This is a genomic window from Salmonella sp. JXY0409-18 (assembly GCF_020268625.1).
In the GTDB taxonomy this organism is placed as follows: domain Bacteria; phylum Pseudomonadota; class Gammaproteobacteria; order Enterobacterales; family Enterobacteriaceae; genus Salmonella; species Salmonella enterica.
The window spans coordinates 4,171,759-4,198,367 of the sequence record NZ_CP084216.1 but is presented as its reverse complement, the minus strand read 5'-3'; the positions used below and the strand labels follow the sequence as shown (position 1 = coordinate 4,198,367).

Sequence of the window (26,609 nt, the reverse complement as noted above, 5' to 3'; positions counted from 1 at the left end):
TAGCAGGAAGCCAAGGGCGGTAGCGTTCACTTTCTGAATAAGTTGAGCATCCTTTATCCTTTCTAATCCACAAAAACATTTTATTCACAATGTAATATCAGGAGACAACATGGAAGACGAAAGTAATCCGTGGCCTAGTTTTGTTGATACATTCTCTACGGTATTGTGCATTTTTATATTTCTTATGTTGGTGTTTGCACTTAATAATATGATTATTATGTATGACAACTCAATTAAAGTTTATAAAGCAAATATAGAGAATAAGACTAAATCTACTGCTCAAAATAGCGGAGCCAATGACAATTCAAATCCTAATGAAATAGTTAATAAGGAAGTGAATACTCAAGATGTGTCGGACGGAATGACTACAATGTCAGGTAAGGAGGTTGGAGTATACGATATCGCCGATGGTCAGAAAATTGATATAACATCTACAAAAAATGAGCTTGTTATTACGTATCATGGCAGGCTGAGAAGCTTTTCAGAAGAGGACACCCATAAAATAAAGGCTTGGTTAGAAGACAAAATCAATAGTAATTTATTGATAGAAATGGTTATTCCTCAGGCAGACATCTCTTTCTCTGACTCTTTACGACTGGGATATGAACGGGGAATTATTTTAATGAAAGAGATTAAGAAGATATATCCTGATGTAGTTATTGACATGAGTGTTAACTCCGCAGCATCAAGTACAACGAGTAAAGCTATTATCACGACTATTAATAAAAAGGTGTCAGAGTGAAATATATAAATCATTACCGCTATTTGTTTGTCTGTTTTTTCCTTGCCATACTCCCTTTTTCCGCTTTATCTTTTCCCGGTATAAGAGAGTATGTTTTTGATAACTTTATGGTTTCTGCAATTTACAATGGAGTCATTATTGCCATTTATATTACAGGCTCTTTGTGTGCATTATTCACTATTTTTAAAAATATTTCAGCAAAAGACATATTAATAGCTCAGGACGCCAGCAGAAAAAATAGTATTCTTTCTAACCTCAATCAGATTTTGTTTTCCGGAGAACCCAAACAGTGTGATTTCAATTTGCTGATGGAATTAGATGACAATGTGTCTACCGCCCGTAACCAACGATTGTCATTTATTATGAGTTGTAGCAATGTGTCGACGCTTGTTGGCCTGTTGGGGACGTTTGCGGGTCTGTCTATTACGATTGGTTCAATCGGGAATTTATTGAGCTCGCCATCAGATGTTGGCGGTGATAATGCAAGTAATACACTCAATATGATCGTGACAATGGTAGCGTCGCTTTCTGAACCATTGAAAGGGATGAATACCGCATTTGTATCTTCTATCTATGGTGTTGTTTGCGCCATACTCCTGACCTCACAAAGTGTTTTTGTTCGCAGCTCCTATTCCCTTGTTTCTACGGAAATCAAAAAATTAAAAATCATAAGCAACAGATCCAATAATAAACAACGAAGCCTGCGGGTTGAATCAGAGACGCTTGTAGAATTTAAAGAGTTGTTTAAAGCGTTTTTTGATAACTACCTGACAGTTGAAAACTTACGGACGCAGGATGAAGAAAAGAAACGAGTGATGCTATCAGATAGCTTTGTCACTTTGCAAAACCGACTATCGGATAACTCAGCAAAACTGGAACAACTTTCTACGCTGATTGATGGTTATCTGGTAAGCAGTAACGAAAATCTCAAAAAATTATCTGACGGTGTAATAACAATTACCTCTCGTTTATCTGAAGGTAATATCCTGCTTGCTGATAATAATGCACGGCTGGAGGCAATGAGTACAATACAAAATATTATAGACAAAAAGAATGATTCAATAATGGCATCAGTTGATAAATGTTATCAGGAATCTCTTTCACATGGTAAGACCATAAACGATATTGCCGCTGGCAGTGCCGATATTTCTCATACTCTCGATGGGCTGAGAAAAGAAATGGATGAGGATATGAACAATGTTCATTTAGCGCTATCCGATCTATCGGCTACTGATAAAAAGATTATTGCCAATACTAAAGAGATTAGTGCTGAAATGGTTAGCTACCGTGATACCTATATGCCATTAATGGAAAAAATAACATCTATGCACCAGGAAATAGTAAAGCAACGTTTGTTAAACAAGGAGGAAAAAAATGAAGATTAAGATGTTTTTTCTGACGACTGCTTTTATTACACAAAGCACATACGCCAGCGAGCTTCCGGTCATTCCTCTAAGAGACTTAGTTAATGCCGCATTAACGCATCAGCCCTCTGTTGCTGTTTCATATTATGAGACTGAAAAGAAAAACAGTGACTTAGATATTTCACGGGCAGCACTTTATCCTACCCTGGATCTAACATCTGGCCTTAATAATAACAGGAAAGAGTCATCAGGTACCGAGAGAAACGTTGAAAATAAGGTGTCTTTATCATACCGAATAACGGACTTTGGAGTGAGGGGGGCTAATATCAGGAAATCTGAATACGAAAGAGATAATAGTAAAACTGACTATGAAAAAACAAAGAATATAGTGTCTCAGGAGGTTGTGACAACCTATTATAACATCAGTAAATATCGTGAAATGATTGATGGCGTAAATCTGGAGAAAGAGTTTTATAAAAAGATGCTGGAAACTTTTTCGCTGTTGGTATCTTCCGGTGTAGCGATGCAATCTGATATGCGTAAAGTACAAGTATCTATCGATGCATTAAATACCCGAAGCATTATGTATCAGTCGATGTTGGATGATGAAATGTATAAAATGCAGAATATGACTGGTCTGAATTTATCACCAGTTCAGATTCAAAGCGATGAAAAATTCAACCTCTTCAAAAAATATATCTTTGTCGAAAGTCCTGAAAAACTTATGGACATGGTGATGAAATACAATGATGACTATAAGATGCTTGTCAATACCCGAAAAGCCGCGACCGAAGATATTAATGCCGCAAAATCATCCTATTTTCCGACTGTAGATCTCGTTTCCAGCTATGTACAGAATAACCCGAGCGGTAGTGCCAAAAAAAGTGATTATGAAGATGAATTCAAAACGGGTATCAATGTCAGTTTCAACATTTTTAATGGGTTCAGAAATTCAGCCCAGGAAAGAAAAATGGTGGCAAGTTACTCGCAGGCTAAGCTGCAAATTGACGATTTTTTGATTAAAACGCGTTATAACATTGATTCACAACTTTCAAGATACGCCGCTGCAAAAGAGACTTACTCAGTGGCGGAACGTTCACATACAAACGCGTTACAGCTTACTGAATTATATGAGCAGGAGTTTCAGTTAGGGCAAAAAAGTTTGCTTGATTTAATTTCAAGCCGTAATGAAGCATTTCAGGCATATGTAAGCATGATCGACAGCAAATATAGCCTGTATATTTTAAAGTTACAGCAACTCTCATTGATTTTTCATTTAATGGATTATTTAAAAGGAAATACTGAAAGTGAGTTAAATGTAATGAAATGAATAGAAGACAAAGCGATCATCTCATGATGATAATTATTTCTTTGACGATCTTAATTATTATCCTTACCTACTTTATAGAAATTAATTCAGTGGTTCATGGTCAGGGCGTTATCACCACTAAAGATAATGCTCAGTTAATATCTCTTTCTAAAGGAGGGACGATACAAGATATTTATGTAGCCGAGGGTGATACTGTAAAAAAAGGAGAACTCCTTGCAAAGGTCGTTAACCTTGATCTGCAAAAAGAATATCAAAGGTATAGAACTCAAAAAGGGTATCTGGATAAAGATGTTAACGAAATATCTTTCATTCTTGATAAAGAAAATGAGAGTGGATTGATTACCCTGGATGGCACCCGTTCTTTAAGTAATAAAGAGGTAAAAGCGAATATTGAATTAGTGCATAGTCAGATAAGAGCTAAAGAGTTAAAAAAAACCTCTCTTGATTCTGAGATTAGCGGATTACAAGAGAAGCTGAGTTCGAAAGAAAAAGAACTCGCATTGCTTGCCGAAGAAATAAATATTCTTTCCCCACTGGTAAAAAAAGGAATTAGCCCATATACCAATTTTCTTAACAAGAAACAGGCGTATATAAAAGTTAAGTCTGAAATTAATGATATTGAAAGTAGCATTACTTTAAAAAAAGATGATATTGAGTTGGTTGTTAATGATATTGAGGCGCTTAATAATGAATTGCGACTATCTTTATCTAAAATAATATCTAAAAATCTTCAGGAACTTGAGGTTGTTAACTCTACATTAAAAGTAATAGAGAAGCAGATAAATGAGGAGGATATCTATTCACCGGTTGACGGTGTAATTTATAAAATCAATAAAAGTGCCACTACTCATGGTGGTGTGATTCAGGCGGCGGACTTACTTTTTGAAATAAAACCAAAAGTAAGGACTATGCTGGCCGATGTGAAAATATTACCCAAATACCGTGACCAAATATATGTAGATGAAGCCGTTAAACTGGATGTGCAGTCAATTATCCAACCAAAGATAAAATCGTATAATGCGACTATCGATAATATTAGCCCTGATTCCTATGAGGAAAATACCGGAGGAACAATTCAGCGTTATTATAAAGTAATTATTGCATTCGATGTTAATGAAGATGATTTACGGTGGTTAAAACCAGGTATGACTGTTGACGCCAGTGTAATTACCGGAAAACACAGCATTATGGAATACCTGTTATCTCCCTTGATGAAAGGCGTGGACAAAGCCTTTTCAGAACCCGTTAATACTAAACGATTAAATACACCTTGAGAGTGAATATAATATTATGGGAAATAAAAGCATACAAAAGTTTTTTGCCGATCAAAATTCTGTAATTGATTTATCTTCTTTGGGTAATGCCAAAGGCGCAAAAGTTTCTCTTTCCGGGCCAGACATGAACATTACGACGCCGCATGGGTCAGTGATCATTGTCAATGGCGCTCTTTATTCAAGTATCAAAGGCAATAACCTCGCTGTTAAATTTAAAGATAAGACTATTACCGGCGCTAAAATTCTGGGCAGCGTAGATTTAAAAGATATTCAACTAGAGAGAATTGACAGCTCATTGGTTGATTCTGCTCAGGTAGAAAAGAAAGGTAATGGCAAACGACGAAATAAGAAGGAAGAAGAGGAATTAAAAAAGCAGCTTGACGAGGCTGAAAACGCAAAGAAAGAAGCTGATAAGGCGAAGGAAGAAGCTGAGAAAGCTAAGGAGGCTGCAGAAAAAGCGCTCAATGAAGCGTTTGAAGTACAGAACTCGTCAAAGCAAATTGAAGAAATGCTGCAGAACTTTTTGGCTGACAATGTAGCAAAAGACAATCTGGCTCAGCAAAGCGATGCTTCCCAGCAAAATACACAGGCTAAAGCAACGCAGGCTTCTAAACAGAACGATGCTGAAAAAGTTCTTCCTCAACCTATTAATAAAAATACCAGCACTGGCAAAAGTAATAGCAGTAAAAATGAGGAAAATAAGCTCGATGCCGAGTCTGTTAAAGAGCCGCTTAAAGTCACATTAGCGCTTGCGGCCGAGAGTAACAGCGGTAGCAAAGATGATAGTATAACTAATTTTACCAAACCTCAGTTTGTAGGTAGCACTGCTCCCAATGCCACGGTCATTATTAAAATTAATGGTATTGCTGTCGGTCAGGCTGTAGCGGATAGTTTGGGTAACTTCACCTTCACTGCGCCTGAAACATTGACTGATGGAACATACAATCTGGAGGCAGAGGCCAAGACTGCTGATGGGAGCGGTAGCGCCAAACTTGTCATTACTATCGATTCCGTTACCGATAAGCCAACATTTGAACTTTCGCCTGAAAGTAGTGTGTCTGGTCATAAGGGCTTAACGCCGACCTTGACGCCTTCAATTGTTGGTACGGCGGAAGAGAATGCCAAGGTTGACATTTATGTAGATAATAAACTGGTTGCCAGCGTTGATGTCGATAAAGATGGAAACTGGAGTTATGAATTTAAAGATAATGAACTATCTGAGGGCGAAAATAGTATAAAAGTCGTTGCCGTGGATAAAGCAGGTAATAAAAACGAAACGACGGATAGTATCATAACCGACACCATTGCTCCGGAAAAGCCGACGATTGAGCTGGATGATAGTAGTGATTCCGGCATTAAAAATGACAGCATTACTAATAGCACCCTGCCAACATTTATTGGTGTGGCGGAACCCGGTTCTACAGTCTCTATTTATCTTGGACTTAAACATCTTGGTGAGGTCATTGTTGCTAAAGATGGGACATGGAGCTATACGCTCACTACGCCGCTCAAGGATGGCGAATACAATATAACAGCAACAGCTACTGATATTGCCGGGCATACCTCAGCGACGGCAAATCTGCCTTTTACTATTGATACACGTATCAGCTATTTCAGCGCTGAGATTGAAACGACTGATGATAGCGGTATTGTTGGAGATAACGTTACTAACAATACTCGCCCAACCTTTACAGGTAAAACTGAGCCAAATGCTATTATCAGTGTCATAAATAGTGAGACTGGCGAAGAGGTTATTTTTAAAGCGAATGACAAGGGCGAATGGACGTTCAATTTCACTTCCGACTCAGTGGAAGGGGTTAACAATCTTACGTTCACTGTTGAAGATGTCGCTGGCAACAAAAAGGATTTTTCCTTTAGTTACGTTATCGATACTGTTGCCCCTGTACCTCCGACAGTTTCTTTGGAGGATTTTGTTGTTTTACCGAATGGTATAATTTTATCAGGGAATGATTTACCGGCTTTAGTCGGTACGGCAGAGCCAAAGTCTACCATCTTATTGATGCGAGATGGTAAATTATATGACAGCATTGAGGTTGACTCAAACGGGACCTGGAATTATCAGTTTAGTAATAAATTTCTTCAGGGTGCCTATGATATTGAAATCATTTCTCAGGATGCCGCCGGTAATAAATCCTCTACTGTTAAATATTCTTTTACTATTCAAACTGAAGTTGTACCTCCAAAAGCGGAACTCGATGCCAGTGATGATTCCGGTGCAAAAGGCGACTGGATTACCAATAAACATAATGCTCTGACATTACTGGGAACAGCGGATAGGTTTGCTACCGTAAATATCCTTATCGATGGTAAAACGATAGGCGTGACGACTGCGGATGCAGACGGTAACTGGAATTTTGATATTTCCCGAAATCTGTCTGACAATGTTTATAAGATTACGGTTGAATCCATCGATCCTTTAGGAAGAACGTCATCTGTAGATTATCAGCTTACCATTGATAGCTTTACGCCGATCCCTACTGTTATGTTGCATGATAGCGCTGATTCTGGCGTTAAAGGCGATATGATTACTAAAATTAATACGCCGTTGTTTACCGGGATGGCTGAAGCTAATGCTAAGGTTTCCATCTATGTTGACGGTGTGTTAAGTGGCGAGGCTATTGCTGGCGATGATGGTGTATGGAATTTTCAATTTACCACAGCGTTATCCGATGGCTCGCATGACGTAACGGTAAAGGTAGAAGATATTGCCGGTAATACTGCCTCCTCATCAGCGTATAATTTCCAAATCGTAACGCAAACGCAAAAACCAACAATAGAGTTGGTCAACGATACGGGGGTTGATAATACAGACCATATTATTAATGAAAAGAATCCTGCACTGACAGGAACCGCTGCACCCTATTCAACGGTTAAACTCTATATTGATGGTGCACTGATCGCTGAGGTCAGAACAAATAAAGATGGCAGATGGGAGTATACCCTGAAAGCCGATCAAGGTTTGGTTGATGGCGATCATAGAATAACCGCTTCAGTTGAAGATATCGCTGGCAACATTGCCCATTCGGATCCTTTCTTAATTAGCGTCGATACTGCTATTTCAATACCGATAGTTTCATTGAGCCCGGATTCAGATTCGGGAATTTCAGATGATAATTTAACGAATATCGTTAAACCTACCTTGCACCTAAAAGATATTGATCCGGACATTATCAGTGTTCAGGTATGGGATGCCGCGTCTGATACGCAGATCGGTGTTGCCACGCAACAACCTGATGGTTCATGGGCCTATACCTTTACTTCAGATTTAACGGAAGGCTTGCATCAGGTTTATGTCAAGGTTGAGGACATTGCGGGTAATAAAGCGAACAGCGCGGTATTCGATTTTACTATCGATACCACAGTATCAACGCCGGTGATTTCCCTGCTTTCTAAGGATGATACGGGGGTTGCAGGCGATAACCTGACCAACATCAATAAGCCAGGTTTTGCTATTTCCGGTGTTGATGCCGATGCGCATCGGGTCGTCGTACAGGTGATGCACAATGGCGTGAGCGAAGAGATCGAACTTTCCCACCTCAATGGTAGCTGGTTATTTACACCAGGGAATACGTGGGCGGATGGCAGCTACACGTTAACGGTGAAAGTAGAAGATAAGGCAGGAAATACCAACTACTCAGCGCCGCTGACGGTCGTTATCGATACCCAAATCGCCATTGATGGGGTGGAACTGGTCAACGATAGCGGTGTGAAAGGCGATAATATGACCAACGACGACCGTCCCCACTTTCGTGTGACGGTACCGACGGATGTCAATGAAGTCCGTCTGAGCATTGACGGTGGTAATTCGTGGGTTCAGGCAACTCCGGGCGTGGCAGGAAGCTGGGAGTATATCTGGCCGACAGACCTGGCAGATGGTCAATACACGCTAACGGTGGAAGCGACTGATAAAGCAGGCAATACAGTGACGAAGACCATCGATTTCGCGGTGGATACCACGCTGTCAGTGCCGGTCATCGTACTGAATAGCGCGGACGATACCGGTGTCCAGGGCGATAACATGACGAATAGCACCCAGCCGACATTCGCCCTGCAGCATATTGATGATGATGCCGTTCGCGTTACGGTCAGCGTGGAGCATGGCGGCGTCACCACCACATTTGACGCCACGAAAGGTGTAGGCGGATGGACCTTTACGCCGACAGGGGCGTGGGCGGATGGTGATTATACCCTGAGTGTGTCAGTCGAAGATAAAGCGGGAAACACCAGCCATTCGGCATCGCTGACGGTGACGGTGGACACGCAAATCGCCATTAATAACATTGAACTGGTCAATGACAGCGGTATTCCCAACGATAATCTGACTAATAACGTGCGTCCGCACTTCCAGGTGACGGTACCGACGGATGTCAACGTGGTGCGCCTGAGCATTGACGGCGGCAAGACGTGGTTCAACGCTACCCAGAACGCGACGCCGGGCGTCTGGGATTATATCTGGCCGGATGATGTGGCCGACGGAGGCTATACCCTGACGGTAGAAGCGACCGATGAGGCGGGAAATAAGACAACACAGACGCTCGATTTCACCATCGATACCACTCTGTCTGTGCCGACCCTCTCGCTGGACAGCGCAGATGACAGCGGCATCGCGGGCGATAATATCACCAATGTTAAAACGCCGGGCTTTACCCTCAACAATATTGATGCCGATGTCAGCCGGGTAACAGTGGAGGTAATGCACAATGGCATTAAACAGGAGGTGCCACTGGTTCAGACCGGCGGACAGTGGCGCTTTGCGCCGACCAGCGACTGGGCGGACGGCGACTATATCCTGACGGTGAAGGTAGAAGATAGGGCCGGAAATGTGAAGCAGTCCGCGCCGTTGACGGTGACAGTGGACACGCACATCGCCATTGACCGTATTGAACTGGTTAACGACAGCGGTATCCCCGGCGATAATCTGACCAATGAAGCACGCCCGCACTTTCAGGTGACAGTACCGGCGGATGTTAACGGTGTAAGACTGAGCATTGATGGCGGCAAAACGTGGTTTGACGCTACGCAGAGCGCGACGCCGGGCGTTTGGGATTATACCTGGCTGACGAATGTGGCTAACGGCCCTCACACCCTGATGGTGGAAGCGTCCGACAAGGCGGGAAACAAAACGACGCAGAAACTGGACTTCATCATCGATACCATGCTGTCAGAACCGACGATTACCCTGGACAGTGCGGATGACAGCGCCGCTGGCGATAACATCACCAACGTTAAGATGCCAGGCTTTACCCTCGGTAATATCGACGCCGACGTGACCAAAGTGGTGGTGACGGTGGCGCATGATGGTAAGAACCAACAGATAGAGTTGATTAAGAACGGCGGTGTGTGGCGCTTTACGCCGGGCGCAGCCTGGACCGATGGCGACTATACGCTGACGGTAAAGGTAGAAGATAAGGCGGGTAATACAAATTATTCTGCGCCGCTGACGGTGACTATCGATACGCAAACGTCTATTGATCGCATTGAACTTCTTAATGACACGGGTATTGTCGGGGATAACCTGACCAATGAAGCACGTCCACAGTTTCATATTACGGTACCGACGGACGTGAACTCTGTGCAACTGAGTCTTGATGGCGGCATCAACTGGGTTAACGCAACGCTGACGCCCGACGGCGTTTGGGAGTATATATGGCCGACAGATCTGGTCGAAAATACGTATACCCTGACAGTGAAAGCAACCGATGTTGCAGGCAACACGGCGACGGAAACGCTCAATTTTATCATTGATACCACATTGTCGACACCGACCATCACGCTGGATAGCGCAGATGATAGCGGCACCGCCAACGATAATAAGACTAACGTTAAAACACCGGGTTTTATTATCGGCGGTATTGATTCTGACGTGACTCAGGTCGTCGTGCAGGTGATGCGCGATGGTCACAGCGAGGAGGTGGAGCTGACGCAGACTAACGGGCAGTGGCGTTTTGTACCCGGCAGCGCGTGGACTGATGGCGACTATACGCTGACGGTAACGGTGAAAGATGAGGCGGGTAATATTCGCCACTCAGCGCCGTTGACGGTCACCATCGATACGCAAATCGCCATTGACCATATTGAACTGGTCAATGACAGCGGTATTCCCGACGATAATCTGACCAATGAAGCGCGCCCGCACTTCCAGGTGACGGTACCGACGGATGTCAACGTGGTGCGCCTGAGCATTGACGGCGGCAAGACGTGGTTCAACGCTACCCAGAGCGCGACGCCGGGCGTCTGGGATTATACCTGGCTGGCTGATGTGGGAGAGGGTAAGCATACCCTGACAGTGGAGGCGACCGACAAGGCGGGAAACAAAACGACGCAGCAACTGGACTTCATCATCGATACCCTACTGTCAGAACCGACTATCGTGCTGGACAACACGGACGACAGCGGAACAAAAGGCGATAACCTGACCAACGTAAATAAGCCGACGTTTTTACTGGGCAATATTGACGCAGACGCGCGGTATGTCACGGTTGAGGTGCAGCATGGTGGCACGAAAGAAGTGCTGACGGCCACCAAAGACGCGACCGGCAACTGGAGCGTAACACCGACCGGCACATGGGCAGATGGCGACTATACGCTGACGGTGAGGGTGGAAGATGAGGCGGGGAACGAAAAACACTCAGCGTCGCTGACGGTCACTGTTGATACCCAAATCACCATTGATGCTATTGAACTGGTTAATGATAACGGTATTCCCGGCGACAATATGACTAACGACGCCCATCCGCAGTTCCGCGTGACGGTACCGGGGGACGTTAACGAAGTCAGTCTGAGCATTGACGGTGGCGTGACCTGGGTTAAGGCGACACAGAGCGCGACGCCGGGCGTCTGGAATTATACCTGGCCGGGCACCGTGCCGGATGGCGACTATACGCTGAATGTGAAAGCGACTGACAATGCGGGTAATACGGTGACGGAGACACTCCACTTCACTATTGATACCACGCTGTCGACGCCGGTCATCGTACTGGATAGCGCGGACGACACCGGCATCCAGGGCGATAACATGACCAATCGCACCCAGCCGACATTTAACCTGCAACATATTGATGATGATGCCGTTCGCGTTACGGTCAGCGTGGAGCATGGCGGCGTCACCACCACATTTGACGCCACGAAAGGTGTAGGCGGATGGACCTTTACGCCGCCGACATCATGGGGGGCGGGCGATTATACCCTGAGTGTGTCAGTCGAAGATAAAGCGGGGAACACCAGCCATTCGGCATCGCTGACGGTGACGGTGGACACGCAAATCGCCATTAATAACATTGAACTGGTCAATGACAGCGGTATTCCCGACGATAATCTGACTAATAACGTGCGTCCGCAGTTCCAGGTGAAGGTACCGACGGATGTTAACGAGGTGCGCCTGAGCATTGACGGCGGCAAGACATGGTTCAACGCTACCCAGAGCGCGACGCCGGGCGTCTGGGATTATACCTGGCTGGCTGATGTGGGAGAGGGGAAGCATACCCTGACAGTGGAGGCGACCGACAAGGCGGGAAACCAGACGACGCAGAAACTGGACTTCATCATCGATACCCTACTGTCAGAACCGACTATCGTGCTGGACAACACAGACGATAGCGGAATAAAAGGCGATAACCTGACCAACGCGAATAAGCCGACGTTTTTACTGGGTAATATTGACGCAGACGCGCGGTATGTCACGGTTGAAGTGCAGCATGGCAGCACGAAAGAAGTGCTGACGGCCACCAAAGGCGCGACCGGCATCTGGAGCGTGACACCGACCGGCACATGGGCAGATGGCGACTATACGCTGACGGTGAGGGTGGAGGATGAAGCGGGTAACGTAAAATACTCGGCGCCGCTGACGGTCACGGTTGATACCCAAATCACCATCGATGTTATTGAACTGGTTAATGATAACGGTATTCCCGGCGACAACCTGACCAATGACGTTCGTCCACACTTCCGCGTCACGGTGCCAGGGGATGTCAACGAGGTACGTCTGAGTATCGACGGCGGTAATACGTGGGTTCGTGCAACACAGGGCACGGCAGGGAGCTGGGATTACACCTGGCCGAAAGATGTGACCGACGGGCTACATACCCTGACGGTAGAAGCGACCGATAAGGCGGGAAATAAGACGACGCAGACGCTCGATTTTACCATTGATACCCGGCTGTCAACGCCTACCATCACTATGGATAGCAGGGACGATACAGGTGCCATTGGCGATCATATTACGAGCGTCAAAAGACCGGGCTTTACCATTGGCAATATTGACTCCGATGCGCAATCGGTCATTTTGCGGATCACACAGGGCGGCAATAGCCAGGAAGTGACACTAACCCAGGTTGGAGGACAGTGGCGCTTTACGCCAGATGCTGACTGGGCGGACGGTAGCTATACACTGACGGTAGAGGTAACGGATAACGCAGGAAACGTTCGTCAGTCCACGCCGCTGATAGTGACGGTAGATACGCAAACCAGCATTACTGATATTACATTGGTCAATGATCATGGCGTGCCGGATGACAATCTAACTAACAGCACCCGTCCGCAGTTTGAGATCACGGTGCCGGCGGATGTGAATTCTGTGCAACTGAGCATTGATGGCGGCGCAAACTGGGTGAGCGCGGCGCAGGGTATCGAAGGCGTCTGGGGCTATACCTGGCCAACGGATATGGGCGATGGAAAACACACCCTAACCGTCATGGTCACCGACAGAGCGGGCAATACGGCGACGCAAACGCTTGAATTTTTCATCGACACCCGGTTGTCGACGCCGACCATTGCGCTGGATAGCACGGATGATACCGGTACGCCTGGCGATGATATGACCAATCGCACCCGGCCGACCTTTATTCTGCAGAATATCGATTCGGATGTTATCAACGTTACAGTCAGCGTCACGCATAATGGAACGACAACCTCGTTTACTGCGACACAGGGGGCTGGAGGATGGAGCTTTACACCGCCAGCGCCGTGGGGCGACGGTGATTATACGCTGACGGTGACAGTGGAGGATCGGGCGGGAAATACGCGTCCGTCTACGCCGCTGACGGTGACAGTGGATACGCAAATAGCCATTGATCATATTGAATTAGTCAACGATAGCGGCGTCCCTGGCGATAATATCACAAAACATGTGCGTCCGCAGTTCCAGATCTCGGTACCGGATGATGTGGAAAAGGTTCTTCTGAGTATTGACGGCGGCACGACCTGGGTTACTGCAATCAAGAGTTCGACGGCTGGCATTTGGGATTACACCTGGCCGACGGATATGCCAGAGGGACAGCATACCCTGATCGTGGAAGTGACTGACGGTGCGGGTAATAAGATGACGGGGACGCTCGATTTCACTATCGACATCACGTTGTTGACGCCAACCATTGAGCTAGCGCCCGATCAGGATACCGGACAGAATAAGAACGATAATCTGACCAGTGTCACTCAGCCGATATTTGTGTTGGGGAGTATCGATAAAGATGTTCGACACGTGGAATTGAGTATTGAGCATAACGGCACGTTTAAAACGGTGGTACTCACCGAATCAGCCGACGGCTGGCGTTATCGACCGGATTCTGCTTTGGCGGACGGTAGCTACACATTCACCGTGACGGTAACAGATGTGGCAGGCAACCAGCAAACATCCGCGCCTTTAAAGGTGACGATAGACGGTACGTTGACTACGCCGGTGATTGAACTGGCAGCTGGCGAAGATAGCGGTACTGTTGGCGATCGCCTCACCAATCACGATCGGCCGGTGTTCGACATACGCCAGGTTGATTCTGACGTTACGCGCGTGATGGTCAAAGTAACTTACAACGGTAAAACGCACGAGGAAGCGGCGGTATTCACCAATGGTCAATGGCGCTTTACGCCTTCTGCGAGCTGGGCTGATGGCTCATATCAGTTAGCCGTTGTGGTGGAAGATCTGGCGGGGAATGTAAAAGAATCTGCGCCGTTAGAGGTGCGTATTGATACCACGACAACCATTAACAATATCGTATTGCTTAATGATACTGGCGTGCAGAATGATCAATTAACGAATGTTGCCAAACCGTCATTCAGAATTGACGTTCCCGGTGATGTCATCCAGGTACGCGTAACCCTGGATGGTGGCGCTAATTGGAATGTGATACGCAAAAATGCCGACGGACAGTGGATTTTTGACAGTCCGAATACTCTGGTTGACGGCACATATACCCTTCGCGTAGAGGCCACGGATGAGGCAGGTAATATTGCGAATAAAGATTTAGTATTTAATATCGATACTAATATACAGGTTCCGACTATTGCTTTAGACGCAGGACAAGATACCGGAGCGAATACCGCCGATAATATTACTAATATTTCACGACCCACCTTTACGATTGGTAATGTTGACCCCGATGTTATTAAAGTCGTGGTGACGATTGATGGTCATGATTATAACGCGACTAAGGTTGGGGCTGGTTGGCAATTTACACCAGGCAATGCCATTCCGGATGGTTCTTATAATATTACCGTTACGGTTGAAGATAAGGCCGGAAATACCGCGACATCGAAACCATTACCTGTTGTGATAGATACGACGGCTGAAATTGAAAGCGTCACGTTGGTTACAGATAGCGGTGATAGCGATGTAGATAACATTACCAAAGTCGACAAGCCGCAGTTTAGTATTGTTACCGCTGATGATATTACCCATGTGCGCGTTAAAATCGATAACGCCGCTAATTGGATTGAACTCACAAAAGGAGGGGATGGCCGCTGGATATTTAATGTCGGTTCGGCATTACCTGATGGGAAACACACTCTCTTGGTTGATGTGACTGATATCGCTGGCAACGTTGCGCAAGAAACGCTGCAGTTTACGATTGATACGACTCTGCGAGAGCCGACAATTGTACTCGATCCCACCCATGATACTGGTGATGATACTAATGATAATCTTACCAGGATTAACAAACCGGTGTTTATTATCGGTAATGTCGATAATGATGTATCACACATTGTGGTTCATATTGATGGTCGGGATTACACCATTGAAAACACAGGGGGGAATTTAACCTTTACGCCGGATCAACCGCTGTCTGACGGTCAGCATACGATCTCTGTTACCGTAACGGATATTGCTGGTAATACCAAAACATCGGCCGAACTGCAGATTGAAATCGACACGCAGGTTCAGATTGACAGTGTTACGTTAACAACAGATAGCGGCGTCAACGATCACGATAATGTCACCAATGCTACCCGTCCCTCTTTTGAAATTGCAACGCCTGATGATGTGACATCGGTGCTGGTTTCTTTCGATGGCGTAAACTGGACGCCTATCAGTAAAAATGCGGCCGGGCAGTGGGAATTTACTGCAGGTAGCGCATTGTCTGATGGTCATTATACTCTCCATGTCCAGGCGACGGATCGGGCAGGGAATACGGCAAATTCCACGCTGGGCTTCACCGTGGATACGCAGATTGACGGCCTGAGCGTCGTGATGCTGGACGACGCCGGAAAGGATTCTACGGATGGTATTACGAATATTACCTCTCCACGTTTTGAAATTTCAGCCAGAGAACCGCTGCAGAGCGTGACGGTAATTTTAAACGGGAAATCCAGCACACTGACTCAGGGGGCAGGTAATAAATGGCTGTTTACCCCTGATACACCGTTAGTGGATGGAACTTACAAAATAGAAATAGTGGCTGAAGATATCGCAGGTAATAAAATTAGCAAAGAGGTATCATTCACAATAGACACTATTGTTTCTGATCCCAGTATTGATTTGCTGGATGCGGATGATACTGGCGAAAGCGCTGTTGATAATATTACGAGTGTCACTAAACCACGTTTCGTTATTGGCAATGTACCCGCCGATATTGATACTGTTGTAATCAGAATTAACGGCGTTTCTTATCCGGTTACGGCAAATGGCAATAACCTCTGGGAATTTCAGGTTCCCGTTGCGTTAAACGATGGCGTATATGAAGCCGTTGTTGTCTTCAGAGATATTGCCGGAAATACTTCTGAAACTAAGCTGCCCTTTACCATTGATACCACGACAAGCGTCAGTGTCAGAATGGAGCCAGCATCTGATACCGGCAGCTCCAATAGCGATAACCTTACGAATAAGCAAAATCCCAAATTCGAAGGTACTGCAGAGCCCAATGCGAAACTGGTGATTACCATTGTTGATGATAAGTCAGGTCGGGAGGTTCTAAAACACACGATTACGGTTGGCGCCGATGGCAACTGGAGTGTGACGCCGAATATACTGCCGGATGGCATGTATACCATCAACGTCGTCGCAACAGATGTCGCGGGAAATACTGCGCAAACGCAGGAAAGATTCACTATCGATACGGTTACGATCGATCCTACCATTCGCCTTTCGGATCCATCTATTGATGATCAGTATGAAGCAACCAGCCTGCGTCCTGAGTTCAAAGGGCTAGCCGAAGCGTTCTCGACGATTATGATTCAGTGGGATGGGAAAGTGGTCGGCTCGGCAAACGCCAATGCGAATGGCGAATGGAGTTGGACGCCGCCATCAGTATTAGCGCCAGGCTCCTATGTTGTGAGCATTGTTGCCAAAGATAAAGCGGGTAATGAATCGTCGCAGGTCGACTTTCCTGTCGTAATACCTGTTATTGATGTCACGCCTCCAACCATAAAGCTCAGCGAGGAGAGCGATAGTGGTGCCTTAGGAGACTTTACCACGAATAATAAAACGCCGACCCTGGTTGGGAACACGTTACCTAATGCGATTGTGAGTATTTATGTGGATGGCGTGAAGGTCGGCGAGGCGACAGCGGATACAGCGGGTCGATATACTTTCCAGTTATCGGAAATGAAAGATGGCCATTATGTCGTCCAGGTGGGTATCGTCAACCCTCGCGATAATAGCGAACTGCGTTCCACCGCCGTTGATGTCACTATCGATACCGAGGTTGCTGAACTGGTATGGAATATATCTGGAATGCATGAGGGCGGATATATCAATACGGTGACGCCGGAGATTGGCGGCACCAGTGAGCCAAACAGCAAAATCACTATCTTTGTGAATGGCGTTGAAAAAGCGATTGCTTATACGACAGGCGCAGGACACTGGGGCGTAGTATTACCTGCTTTGGGTAATGACGGTAATTATGTATTAACGTTTAAAGTTGAAGATGTTGCCGGCAATATCAGAGAGTTTGGTCCGCAGAATGTGATACTGGATACGGTAATTTCGCCGTTAACCGTGGTATTACGCGAAGCTGATGACAGTGGCAAAGTTGGCGACTGGATCACCAATAAATCTCATGTCACCATCGATGGTACTGCCGAAGCCGGAAGTACTTTAACCATCAGGAATCCGCAGGGGGTGGTTATTGCTACCCTGGTGGTAGGCAATGATGGTCGATGGAGCGCAGAATTAGATCTGCGTGAAGGTAGTAATGCCTTTGTCGTGGTATCGGAAGATAAAGCGGGCAACAGCCAACAAAAAGATATCCTGATAGAACATGATACGCAGATTGAAATCAGCGATATTTCATTAAGTCGGGATACTAATAGCGGTGATAAATATGATCTGATTACCAATAATAAGTCTCCGGTACTGGTTGCCATGACCGATCCCGGCGCGACGGTACAGGTTTATATTAATGGTGTGTTACAAGGCACAGTAGAGGCGAGTTCGTCAGGTAATATTAGCTATACCATGCCGGCAAATAGCGCCGACGGCGAGTATCAGGTGCAATTTGTTGCTACGGATACTGCTGGTAACCGGGTTGAGTCTGCGATTACAACCGTGACAATCGATTCTCAAATTGCTGTCTTTGACATTGATGAAGATTCATTACCGGCCCTCTCTAATAACCGGGCGTTGTCAGTCTCAGGTGTCGGGGAGGCAGGTTCTCAGGTCAGCATCTTTGTCGATGGTAAATTAGTCAACGTTGTTATGGTTGAGGCTGATGGCACATGGCGCGCGCCGATACTGCTGCAAGATGATGGTACGTTTAATATTCATTTCAGCATTACTGACGTTGCTGGCAACACTGAAGTGAGCAAGGATTATAGCGTGGATGTCGATTCATCAACCGACTTCCCAACGCTCAACCTTGAAGATGCGAGCAACTCTGGTTCACTTGACGATCTGATTACTAGTCACAACAAGCCTGTGTTAGTTGGCACCGCAGAAGCGGGAGCCACAATCCATATTTATGTGGATGAAAAGATCGTGGCAAATGTTCTTGTGCTTGAAGATGGAACCTGGTCCTATCAGTTTGATAATGCGTTAAAAGATGGTGAATATTCTATCCGAGTGGTTGCCGAAGACCCGGCAGGTAATACGGCAGAATCGCCTCGCTTACTCGTCACGATAGATACCAGTACGTTTATCGATAATCCTGTTATGATGGCAGGTTCTGATAACGGTATTTTCAGTAATGATAGTATAACGAGTCAAACCCGGCCTGCGTTTAGTATTTATGGAGAAATGAACCAGAGTGTTCAGATTTTCATTGATGGGGTGTTAGTCGATACGATCACGGTGACGGACAGAAATCAAGTTTATCGACCTGAGTCACCGTTGGGCGATGGTTCCCATAGCATTTATTATGTTATCACCGATAAAGCAGGCAACACGGCTACCTCGAAAACGCTAAACTTTACTATCGATACCTTTAATACGACGCCTGTCGCCATTGATTCTATCGGTGGACAAACGTTAGCAGAGATGACCGGTAGTGATGGCAAAATATATATAACGGACACGACACGTAACTTATTGTTTAGTGGCAGTGCCGAGCCCAATAGCAAAATAGAAATCATCATTAATGGCTTAAATGTGGGGGAAGTTTGGGTTAATGACAAAGGCCACTGGCAGATGCCGGTGAACCCGCTTTATTTCACAGAAGGCCAGCTGGATATCACTGTTAAATCTACGGACCGTGCTGGTAACGTAAATCAGGAAAAGTATTCCATTTGGGTCGATACGCATATCCAGGTATTTACCAGCGAGCTTGATGACAATAAATCATCATCGAAAACGGACTGGTGGAGTAATAGCTCCACTATTACCATGAGAGGTATGGGGGAAATTGGCGCTACGGTATCATTAATCGTGGCAGGGGTCACGCTGGCAACCGCTGTCGTTGCGGCTAATGGGCAGTGGGAGTTATCGACCGATCAGCTTCCGGAAGGGAAATACGATATCACTTTGAGTATTGAGGATAACGCAGGCAACCGTAAGGAAGAGGTACATGAAATATTTATTGATCGAACGCCGCCAAACGCTCCGGTCGTAACTTATTCAGATATTGTCAACGATCTAATTATTATGCAGGGGACGGCGGAAGCCAAATCTCAGCTAATAATAACCGATAGTAATGGGAATACTTATACGTTAACCGTTCCTGATAATGGTAAATGGAGTATGGCGATCCCGTATCCATCGGAAGGGAAGTTTACCATTACGAGTGTGGATGCGATTGGTAACCGGAGTGATGATGTCCCTCTCGATATCATGAAAGAGACTCCTGTTATTTCATTATCTCCAGACTCAGACAGTGGTACGGTGGGCGATAATATTACGCGAGATAATCAGCCTACCTTTATTATCGGGAATCTGGAAAGCGATGTTGTGGTCGTTCAGGTCGATATCAATGGAACCGTATATAATGCTGAAAAAAATGCCGATGGCGTTTGGTTCTTTACGCCAGGTACACCGTTAGCTGATGGTTCCTATACGATATCGGTAATCGCAAGCGATGCCGCGGGTAATCAGAAAAACTCGTTACCCATTACCGTTACGATCGACAGTACGCTGACCGTGCCGGAGATTGCGCTGGCAGCAGGTGAAGGCAATGGCGCTTCAGACAGCGATAACGTGACGAATCACAATCACACCCAGCCTAAGTTCACGCTGCAGCATATTGATGCTGACGTGACCGGGGTGACCGTAAACGTGACGCATAATGGCGTGACAGACATCTATCAGGCGACGCAAGGCGCGGATGGCTGGACCTTCACGCCGCCAGCCGCCTGGAATGATGGTACCTACACGCTGAGCGTGACGGTGGTGGATCGCGCGGGGAACTCACTGCAATCTGCTTCGCTGGAGGTGACGGTTGACTCAACGGTGACGGTAACAGCGGATAGCCAGCATGACGATGCGAGCGATGACGCCACGCCAACAGCGGTTACTCCACCGGAGTCTGAAACAGTGAATGCCGAAAGCGCTACGCATCTTCGTACAGTGCCGTCTGCGGCGGAAGAAAGCGTGGTGAAGGAGACAGCCTATAGTATTACCTTGTTAAACGCTGACTCTGGGGATGAAATAGATCGTTCAATTAGTCAGACACCTTCTTTTGAAATATCAGTACCTGAGAATATTGTTAATGTCAGTGTTATGTTTGAAGGAGAAGAGTTTACTCTGCCGATAACTAACCAGAAAGCAATATTCGAAGTTCCGCTATCTTTGGAAGATGGTGAATATACTATGGACGTGAAATTCCTTGATAAGGACGATGATTTCCTGATTAAGGAGAAAACATTCTCAGTCGATCACTCCTCGGCGGATATTGTGAACGCAATGAATGCAAGAGGAAAGACCGAGGATGATATTAATGATTCCCCTTCAACGAGTTCTGTAGGGCACAACAATAACGGCGCTATTGAAGTTTTCGCCGTTAATGAAGTTACGTTACCTGTAGATAATCAAGAAGAACACGCATAATAACGGAGACCCCTCACCTTTGGGTGAGGGGGTTTACTTATGGATAAAAAACTAGAACCTTATTATTTAAGTGCGGAAACGGCATTATCTATAGTGTCTAAAAAATTCAACATAAAAATTGACATCAAAGAAGATGATATAAATTTAAGATTTAAAAAGTACGACAGAAATAACACTGACGACTCTATACAAATGAAGAATTTCTTTTTGTCGTTAGGGCTTTCTCTACAGGATATATTATTTAATAATGGTGAGGATTTACTAAATGAGCCTATGCCGATTTTACTATTAACACCAGAAATGAAGTGGATGGTGTGTGTGAGTGGCGGGCAAAAAATAAAGTTGGTAAACGCGCGCGGTGAACTCTGTTATGTTGAAATTGAAGATGAATATTTAAAAGAGTTATCTGCATTTAGTATACTACCTTTAAATAAAGTTGTTGATAGTATAAGAGTAAAAAATATCATAAAAAACTCTTTATCGATGAACAAGATTTTTTATACTAAATACTTCTTTTCATCTCTTTTTATGGCAATTTTTGCGTTAACTATTCCAGTATTTAGTAATCTGTTCTATGATAAGCTTGTTCCAAGTGCTTCGGTTTCATCTTTATTTGGCGTGGCTATAATTGTTGCTGTATTTATTGTTTTTGAGTTTATCCTTCGTACTTCGAAAGATATTTATCAGTCTATCACAGCAAGGCAGGATGACGTCGATATTGATATCGCATTTCTTGAAGCGGTACTTTATAGTAAAAAGAAAAATGGCAGATCCATGTCATCAGCATTTGTGCTATGGAATGAGTTTCAGAAAATTAAACCCGTTTTATTAAACTCGATCTTTCAACGTATAGCCGATATTCCAATATTTATTATATTTCTCATTGTTATATATGTAAATTTAGGTCTGGTCGTTATTGTCCCTGTTGCCATGTTTATCGTCTCTATTATTATTTCCCTCGTTAACCACCATTATACTAATGAGTTAATGAACAAACAAAAAGAAGGACAGAAGAACAGGAATATCTTCATCTCAGAGGTTTTCTTATCTATTAAAATGATCCATACCTTAAATAATCAAGGTTTACTTTTTGATTGGGTCAACACATCAAATGAACAGTCGTATCTTAACCTGAAGATAAGGAAATTAAATCTTATCTATCAATCTATATTGGGGAGTATGTCATCTATTACCCAAATAACTATTATGGTAATAGCCTTTTTTATGGTAATCAAGGGTGATGTTACTACTGGCGCAATTGTTTCATCTGTCATTGTCTCTGGTCGTATTTCCGGGATCATTTCGAATTTTTCTTCTACATTAATCTCTATTTTATCAGCAGAAAAAACCGGTAAGGATCTGCTTTCTTTTTTTGATGAAGATCAGGCAGAAAAAACACCGGCATTACAGTCCATATCAAAGTGCAATGGCGATATCTCTATTCGGGGTGTGAGTTATCAGTATGACGCTCAATCTCCGATGATTATTAACCGACTGTCTATAGACATACCTGCGGGGCAGCGTGTCGCAGTGATAGGCGAATGCGGTGCAGGAAAAAGCTCATTACTGGGAATGCTATCTGGCTACCTTTCGCCAACAGACGGCGCCATCTTATATGATGGATATAACTTAGGGCATTTATCGCAGAACTTTTTTTCTCAGCATTTAAGCGTGGTGACGACACATGATGTTTTATTCACCGGAACCATTGAAAGTAATTTCGCGTTAAAACCGCAAAACGACAGGGGCCGGGTACTCAAGGCGCTCCATCTGGCGAACTGTGGTTTTATCTTGCAACATCCTATGGGGCTGAAGTTTCCGGTGAATTTTATGGCTAAAAACCTGTCATCCGGACAGCAACAGCAGTTATTATTAGCACGTAGTCTGAGCAGTAACGCCAGCGTCTTTTTATGGGATGAACCAACATCAAATCTGGATGAAAATACCGAGAAGCAAATTTTTGATAACTTAGATGAGTTTATTCATGGGAAAACGTTGATCATGGTGACGCATCGTCGATATCTGATAAAGTATTTTGACCGGGTTCTGGTAATGAAAGGTGGAAAAATAATCCGTGATTGTTCTCCGGATAAATTATTAATGTAAAATAAGCAGCGCTTGTCGCTGTTATCAGGTGGTACTGCTTAATAAAAAAGACCCGTTGCACAAACGGGTCTTTTTTGTCATTTAACGAGTCGGCAATGTCTTCAATAAGTTTAGCTCGATTCTGTTAGGGCTATTCCACTTGCCATTTTTGGATAACCACACCTGGCGGCCCTCATCAACGGCAATGCGAGGGACGTGATGGTTCGCAAGGCTACTCCTGGCGCGCGATTCCGCGTTGAGATAACCGGTGGGCGGCTTCATCGGCAGCGATAGCGTATCAGGTCAGCACCATCGGCCATTCTGGCGGGGTCTGGCTCATCGTTTCGACCATTACGGCTTCAATGTTATGCCAGATCGCAGCGAGATCCATCATGGTAATACCGAGTAAACCGGTGGCAAACCAGCAGGCGGATACCACGCCCAGACCGCTACTGATCACCGCCAGACCAATATAATCTGATTTACGGAAACGGATATTGAGCGTGCTGGCTAAAAACATGAGCACGGCGCTCAACAGTTGCCAGCGGAGAAGAACGACACCAGTGGTTATGGCAGCCATGAAACATTTCCTCTGAATAGACCTTTGTCCAGGACAGCACAGCGTTGTTCCCGGGAAACGTGGGACATTCTGGCTATCAACGGACGTCACATCAACATCGAATGAAACATTGTTTCTGTTTCATTGTTTTTGTGAACTATATCACAAAAACAGGCTTGTTCGCCAGATCGGCAATGTATTTTTTGTGCGTTTTATAACCTTATTTTTTGTGTGACTTCTGCGCGTCCGTAGAGAAACAGCCGGAAAGCAAAGATGTATTATTACTACTCTTTTATTTTTTTTCGTGAAATTCAGACCTGATAAAAATATCAAGTTATTTATCAAAAGAAAGGAGTAAAGATGTATACCCCATCGTTTACTTAGGTATAAATCTGATGTTATCAAAAATATTTAGCGTCCTGCCTGGTATGCGAGAGAGATTGCGCTTAGTTATTAATGGTAAATGTTGATCGGTAAAAGTCTGTTGCTAATATTGATAAATTCATGCACCGTAAACCTCCGTTTGGTTCACGTCTTATTTTGCCAACAATAGTCACAAATAATGCAGGGAAATAGGCTGAAAATGAGTCAAAGCACACGACGCAAGGTGTTGAGATTTCTCGGAACGATCATTGTGGTGTTACTTCCTGTATTGCTGGCGATCTGGTTTGCTCATATCCGGGCAGTCTCTGAAACCAGAAATCAGTTACATTCATTTGCGCAGTTGGTATTAGATAAAACGGAGCGGGTTATCCTGCAAGCAGATTTAGCCCGCGATGCCGCTGAACAATATCAGGGGCAAGCCTGTACGCCAGCCCATCAACAGCGAATGCTGAATATTATCCGCGGTCGTTTGTACATTTATGAGTTGATTTATGCTAAGGGCCAGCGTTTTCTATGCTCTACGGTTATGACGCCAACAAGTCCTTATTTTATTCCCCGCGCTGACTATAAACGAAAGCCTGACATCGCTATTTATTACTATCGTGATACGCCTTTTTTCAACGGTTATAAAATGACATATATGCAGCGGGGAAACTATGTCGCGGTTATCAATCCCTTATCTTATAGCGAGGTGATGTCAGACGATCCGGCGTTGGCCTGGGGAATGTATGATACGGTGACCAACACCTTTTTCTCTCTGAGTGAACAGGCGCAGGCTGATCACCTATTACCTTTGGTACGACGGAGTGAACCTGTGTTCCAACAGGGTGAGCGTTTTTATACTCTGGTTAAATCAGCAAAACGACCGGTTGCCGCGATTGTGTCAACCTCAAAGCAACGCTTTTACCAGAACCTCTTTCATCAGCTTACGTTAACGCTACCGTTAGGGATCATCTGTAGCATTATCGTCTTATTTATGTGGTCACGATCCCGGCAGGCATATTACTCACCGCGTCGATTGCTGCAACGGGCCATTACCAGGCACCAGCTTTGCCTTCATTATCAGCCGATCATTGATATCCGAAACGGGACATGTGTAGGTGCCGAAGCGCTATTGCGTTGGCCGGGCTATCACGGTCCGGTGATGAGCCCGTGCGAATTTATTCCGCTGGCGGAAAAAGAGGGGATGATTGAGCAGATCACCGATTATGTCGTCGAAGAGGTATTTAATGATTTAGGTGGTTTTCTGGCCGCGCACCCGCATCTTTATGTCTCTATCAATCTCTCTGCCGCCGATTTTCTCTCTTCCCGACTAATTGTGATGATTCATGAAAAAACGCGTCAGCATTCAGTGCTTGCGCAACAGATAAAGGTTGAAGTGACCGAGCGCGGATTTATTGATGTGCCTAAAATGACGCCGATTATTCAGGCGTTTCGCCAGGCGGGATACGAGGTGGCAATTGATGACTTTGGTACCGGCTATTCGAACTTGCATAACCTGTACTCATTAAATGTCGACCTTTTAAAAATTGATAAATCTTTTGTCGACACGCTAACCACTAATAGCGCCAGCCATTTGATTGTGGAACATATTATTGAAATGGCGCAAAGTTTGCGGCTAAAAATCATTGCGGAGGGGGTTGAAACGGCTGAACAGGTTAGCTGGTTGCTAAAACGCGGCGTTCAGTATTGTCAGGGATGGCACTTTGCGAAGGCGTTACCACCGCAGGAATTCATCTCCTGGCTACAACAAACGCCCGCGCCTCTGACGATACGCGGGCAGACGCCCTACAGGCGGTGACGGTAATCGCTGGGAGTGCGATCGAACTCGCGGCGGAATACACGCGAGAAGGTTTGCTGCGATACATAGCCCAGGTCCATCGCGATATCAAAAATCGGGCGCTCGGTCGTTCGTAGCTCAACAGCCGCCAACAGGAGACGGCGCTGGCGAATATACTCGCCTAATGTTTGATGCGTTACCGTACGAAACATCCGCTGTAAATACCACTTGGAGTAGCCCGATTTTTTTGCCACCACATCAATGTTTAGCGGTTGGTCGATATGTTCATCAATCCATTCGATAAGGGTCTGAATTATCTGCTGATGCGACATATTGTTGCCTCTTAAACAGTATTCGATTCGTCGTTTTGTCTGCGGGCGAGTATAATT

At 45.1% G+C, this 26,609-nt stretch carries 9 protein-coding genes; 7 read left to right on the top strand and 2 right to left on the bottom strand.

Features of this window, described 5'->3' with window-relative positions; genetic code table 11:
* Positions 1-109: 109 nt before the first annotated feature.
* The 6 genes from siiA to siiF are packed head-to-tail and all read left to right on the top strand — an operon-like array spanning position 110 to position 23,518.
* Positions 110-742 (top strand): SPI-4 type I secretion system auxiliary protein SiiA, encoded by a 633-nt coding sequence (siiA, locus tag LDB27_RS20400; RefSeq protein WP_000389240.1) that lies wholly within the window; start codon positions 110-112, stop codon positions 740-742.
* A complete protein-coding gene (locus LDB27_RS20395) occupies positions 739-2,127 on the top strand; it encodes a MotA/TolQ/ExbB proton channel family protein (RefSeq protein WP_000875200.1) in 1,389 nt (462 codons plus the stop codon). Before siiA ends, LDB27_RS20395 begins: the two co-directional genes overlap by 4 nt.
* A complete protein-coding gene (siiC, locus tag LDB27_RS20390) occupies positions 2,117-3,436 on the top strand; it encodes an SPI-4 type I secretion system protein SiiC (protein ID WP_225519893.1) in 1,320 nt (439 codons plus the stop codon). The genes LDB27_RS20395 and siiC overlap by 11 nt, the downstream gene beginning before the upstream one ends.
* Positions 3,433-4,710, top strand: coding sequence for an SPI-4 type I secretion system protein SiiD (gene siiD, locus LDB27_RS20385; RefSeq protein ID WP_225519892.1), 1,278 nt, complete (start codon positions 3,433-3,435; stop codon positions 4,708-4,710). Before siiC ends, siiD begins: the two co-directional genes overlap by 4 nt.
* Before the next feature lie 16 nt (positions 4,711-4,726).
* Positions 4,727-21,412 carry a non-fimbrial adhesin SiiE gene (gene siiE / locus LDB27_RS20380; protein WP_046380565.1) on the top strand — a complete coding sequence of 5,562 codons (16,686 nt, stop codon included), beginning with the start codon at positions 4,727-4,729 and terminating at the stop codon, positions 21,410-21,412.
* Positions 21,413-21,451: 39 nt separating this feature from the next.
* The gene (siiF, locus tag LDB27_RS20375; protein ID WP_000358567.1) at positions 21,452-23,518 is read left to right on the top strand and encodes an SPI-4 type I secretion system protein SiiF; all 2,067 of its coding nucleotides are present in this window, start codon (positions 21,452-21,454) and stop codon (positions 23,516-23,518) included.
* A 277-nt stretch (positions 23,519-23,795) separates the two neighbouring features.
* On the opposite strand, the gene LDB27_RS20370 is transcribed toward siiF, so the two are convergent.
* Entirely contained in the window at positions 23,796-24,077 is a 282-nt protein-coding gene (locus LDB27_RS20370) for a YjcB family protein (protein WP_000719058.1), read from the bottom strand.
* Positions 24,078-24,639: 562 nt separating this feature from the next.
* Here LDB27_RS20370 and LDB27_RS20365 point away from each other — a divergent pair.
* Positions 24,640-26,241, top strand: a complete 1,602-nt coding sequence (locus LDB27_RS20365; RefSeq protein WP_000083655.1) for an EAL domain-containing protein — start codon at positions 24,640-24,642, stop codon at positions 26,239-26,241.
* Here LDB27_RS20365 and soxS read toward each other — a convergent pair.
* Positions 26,229-26,552, bottom strand: a complete 324-nt coding sequence (gene soxS / locus LDB27_RS20360) for a superoxide response transcriptional regulator SoxS (RefSeq protein WP_000019483.1) — start codon at positions 26,550-26,552, stop codon at positions 26,229-26,231. The genes LDB27_RS20365 and soxS overlap by 13 nt on opposite strands.
* Positions 26,553-26,609 lie beyond the last annotated feature (57 nt).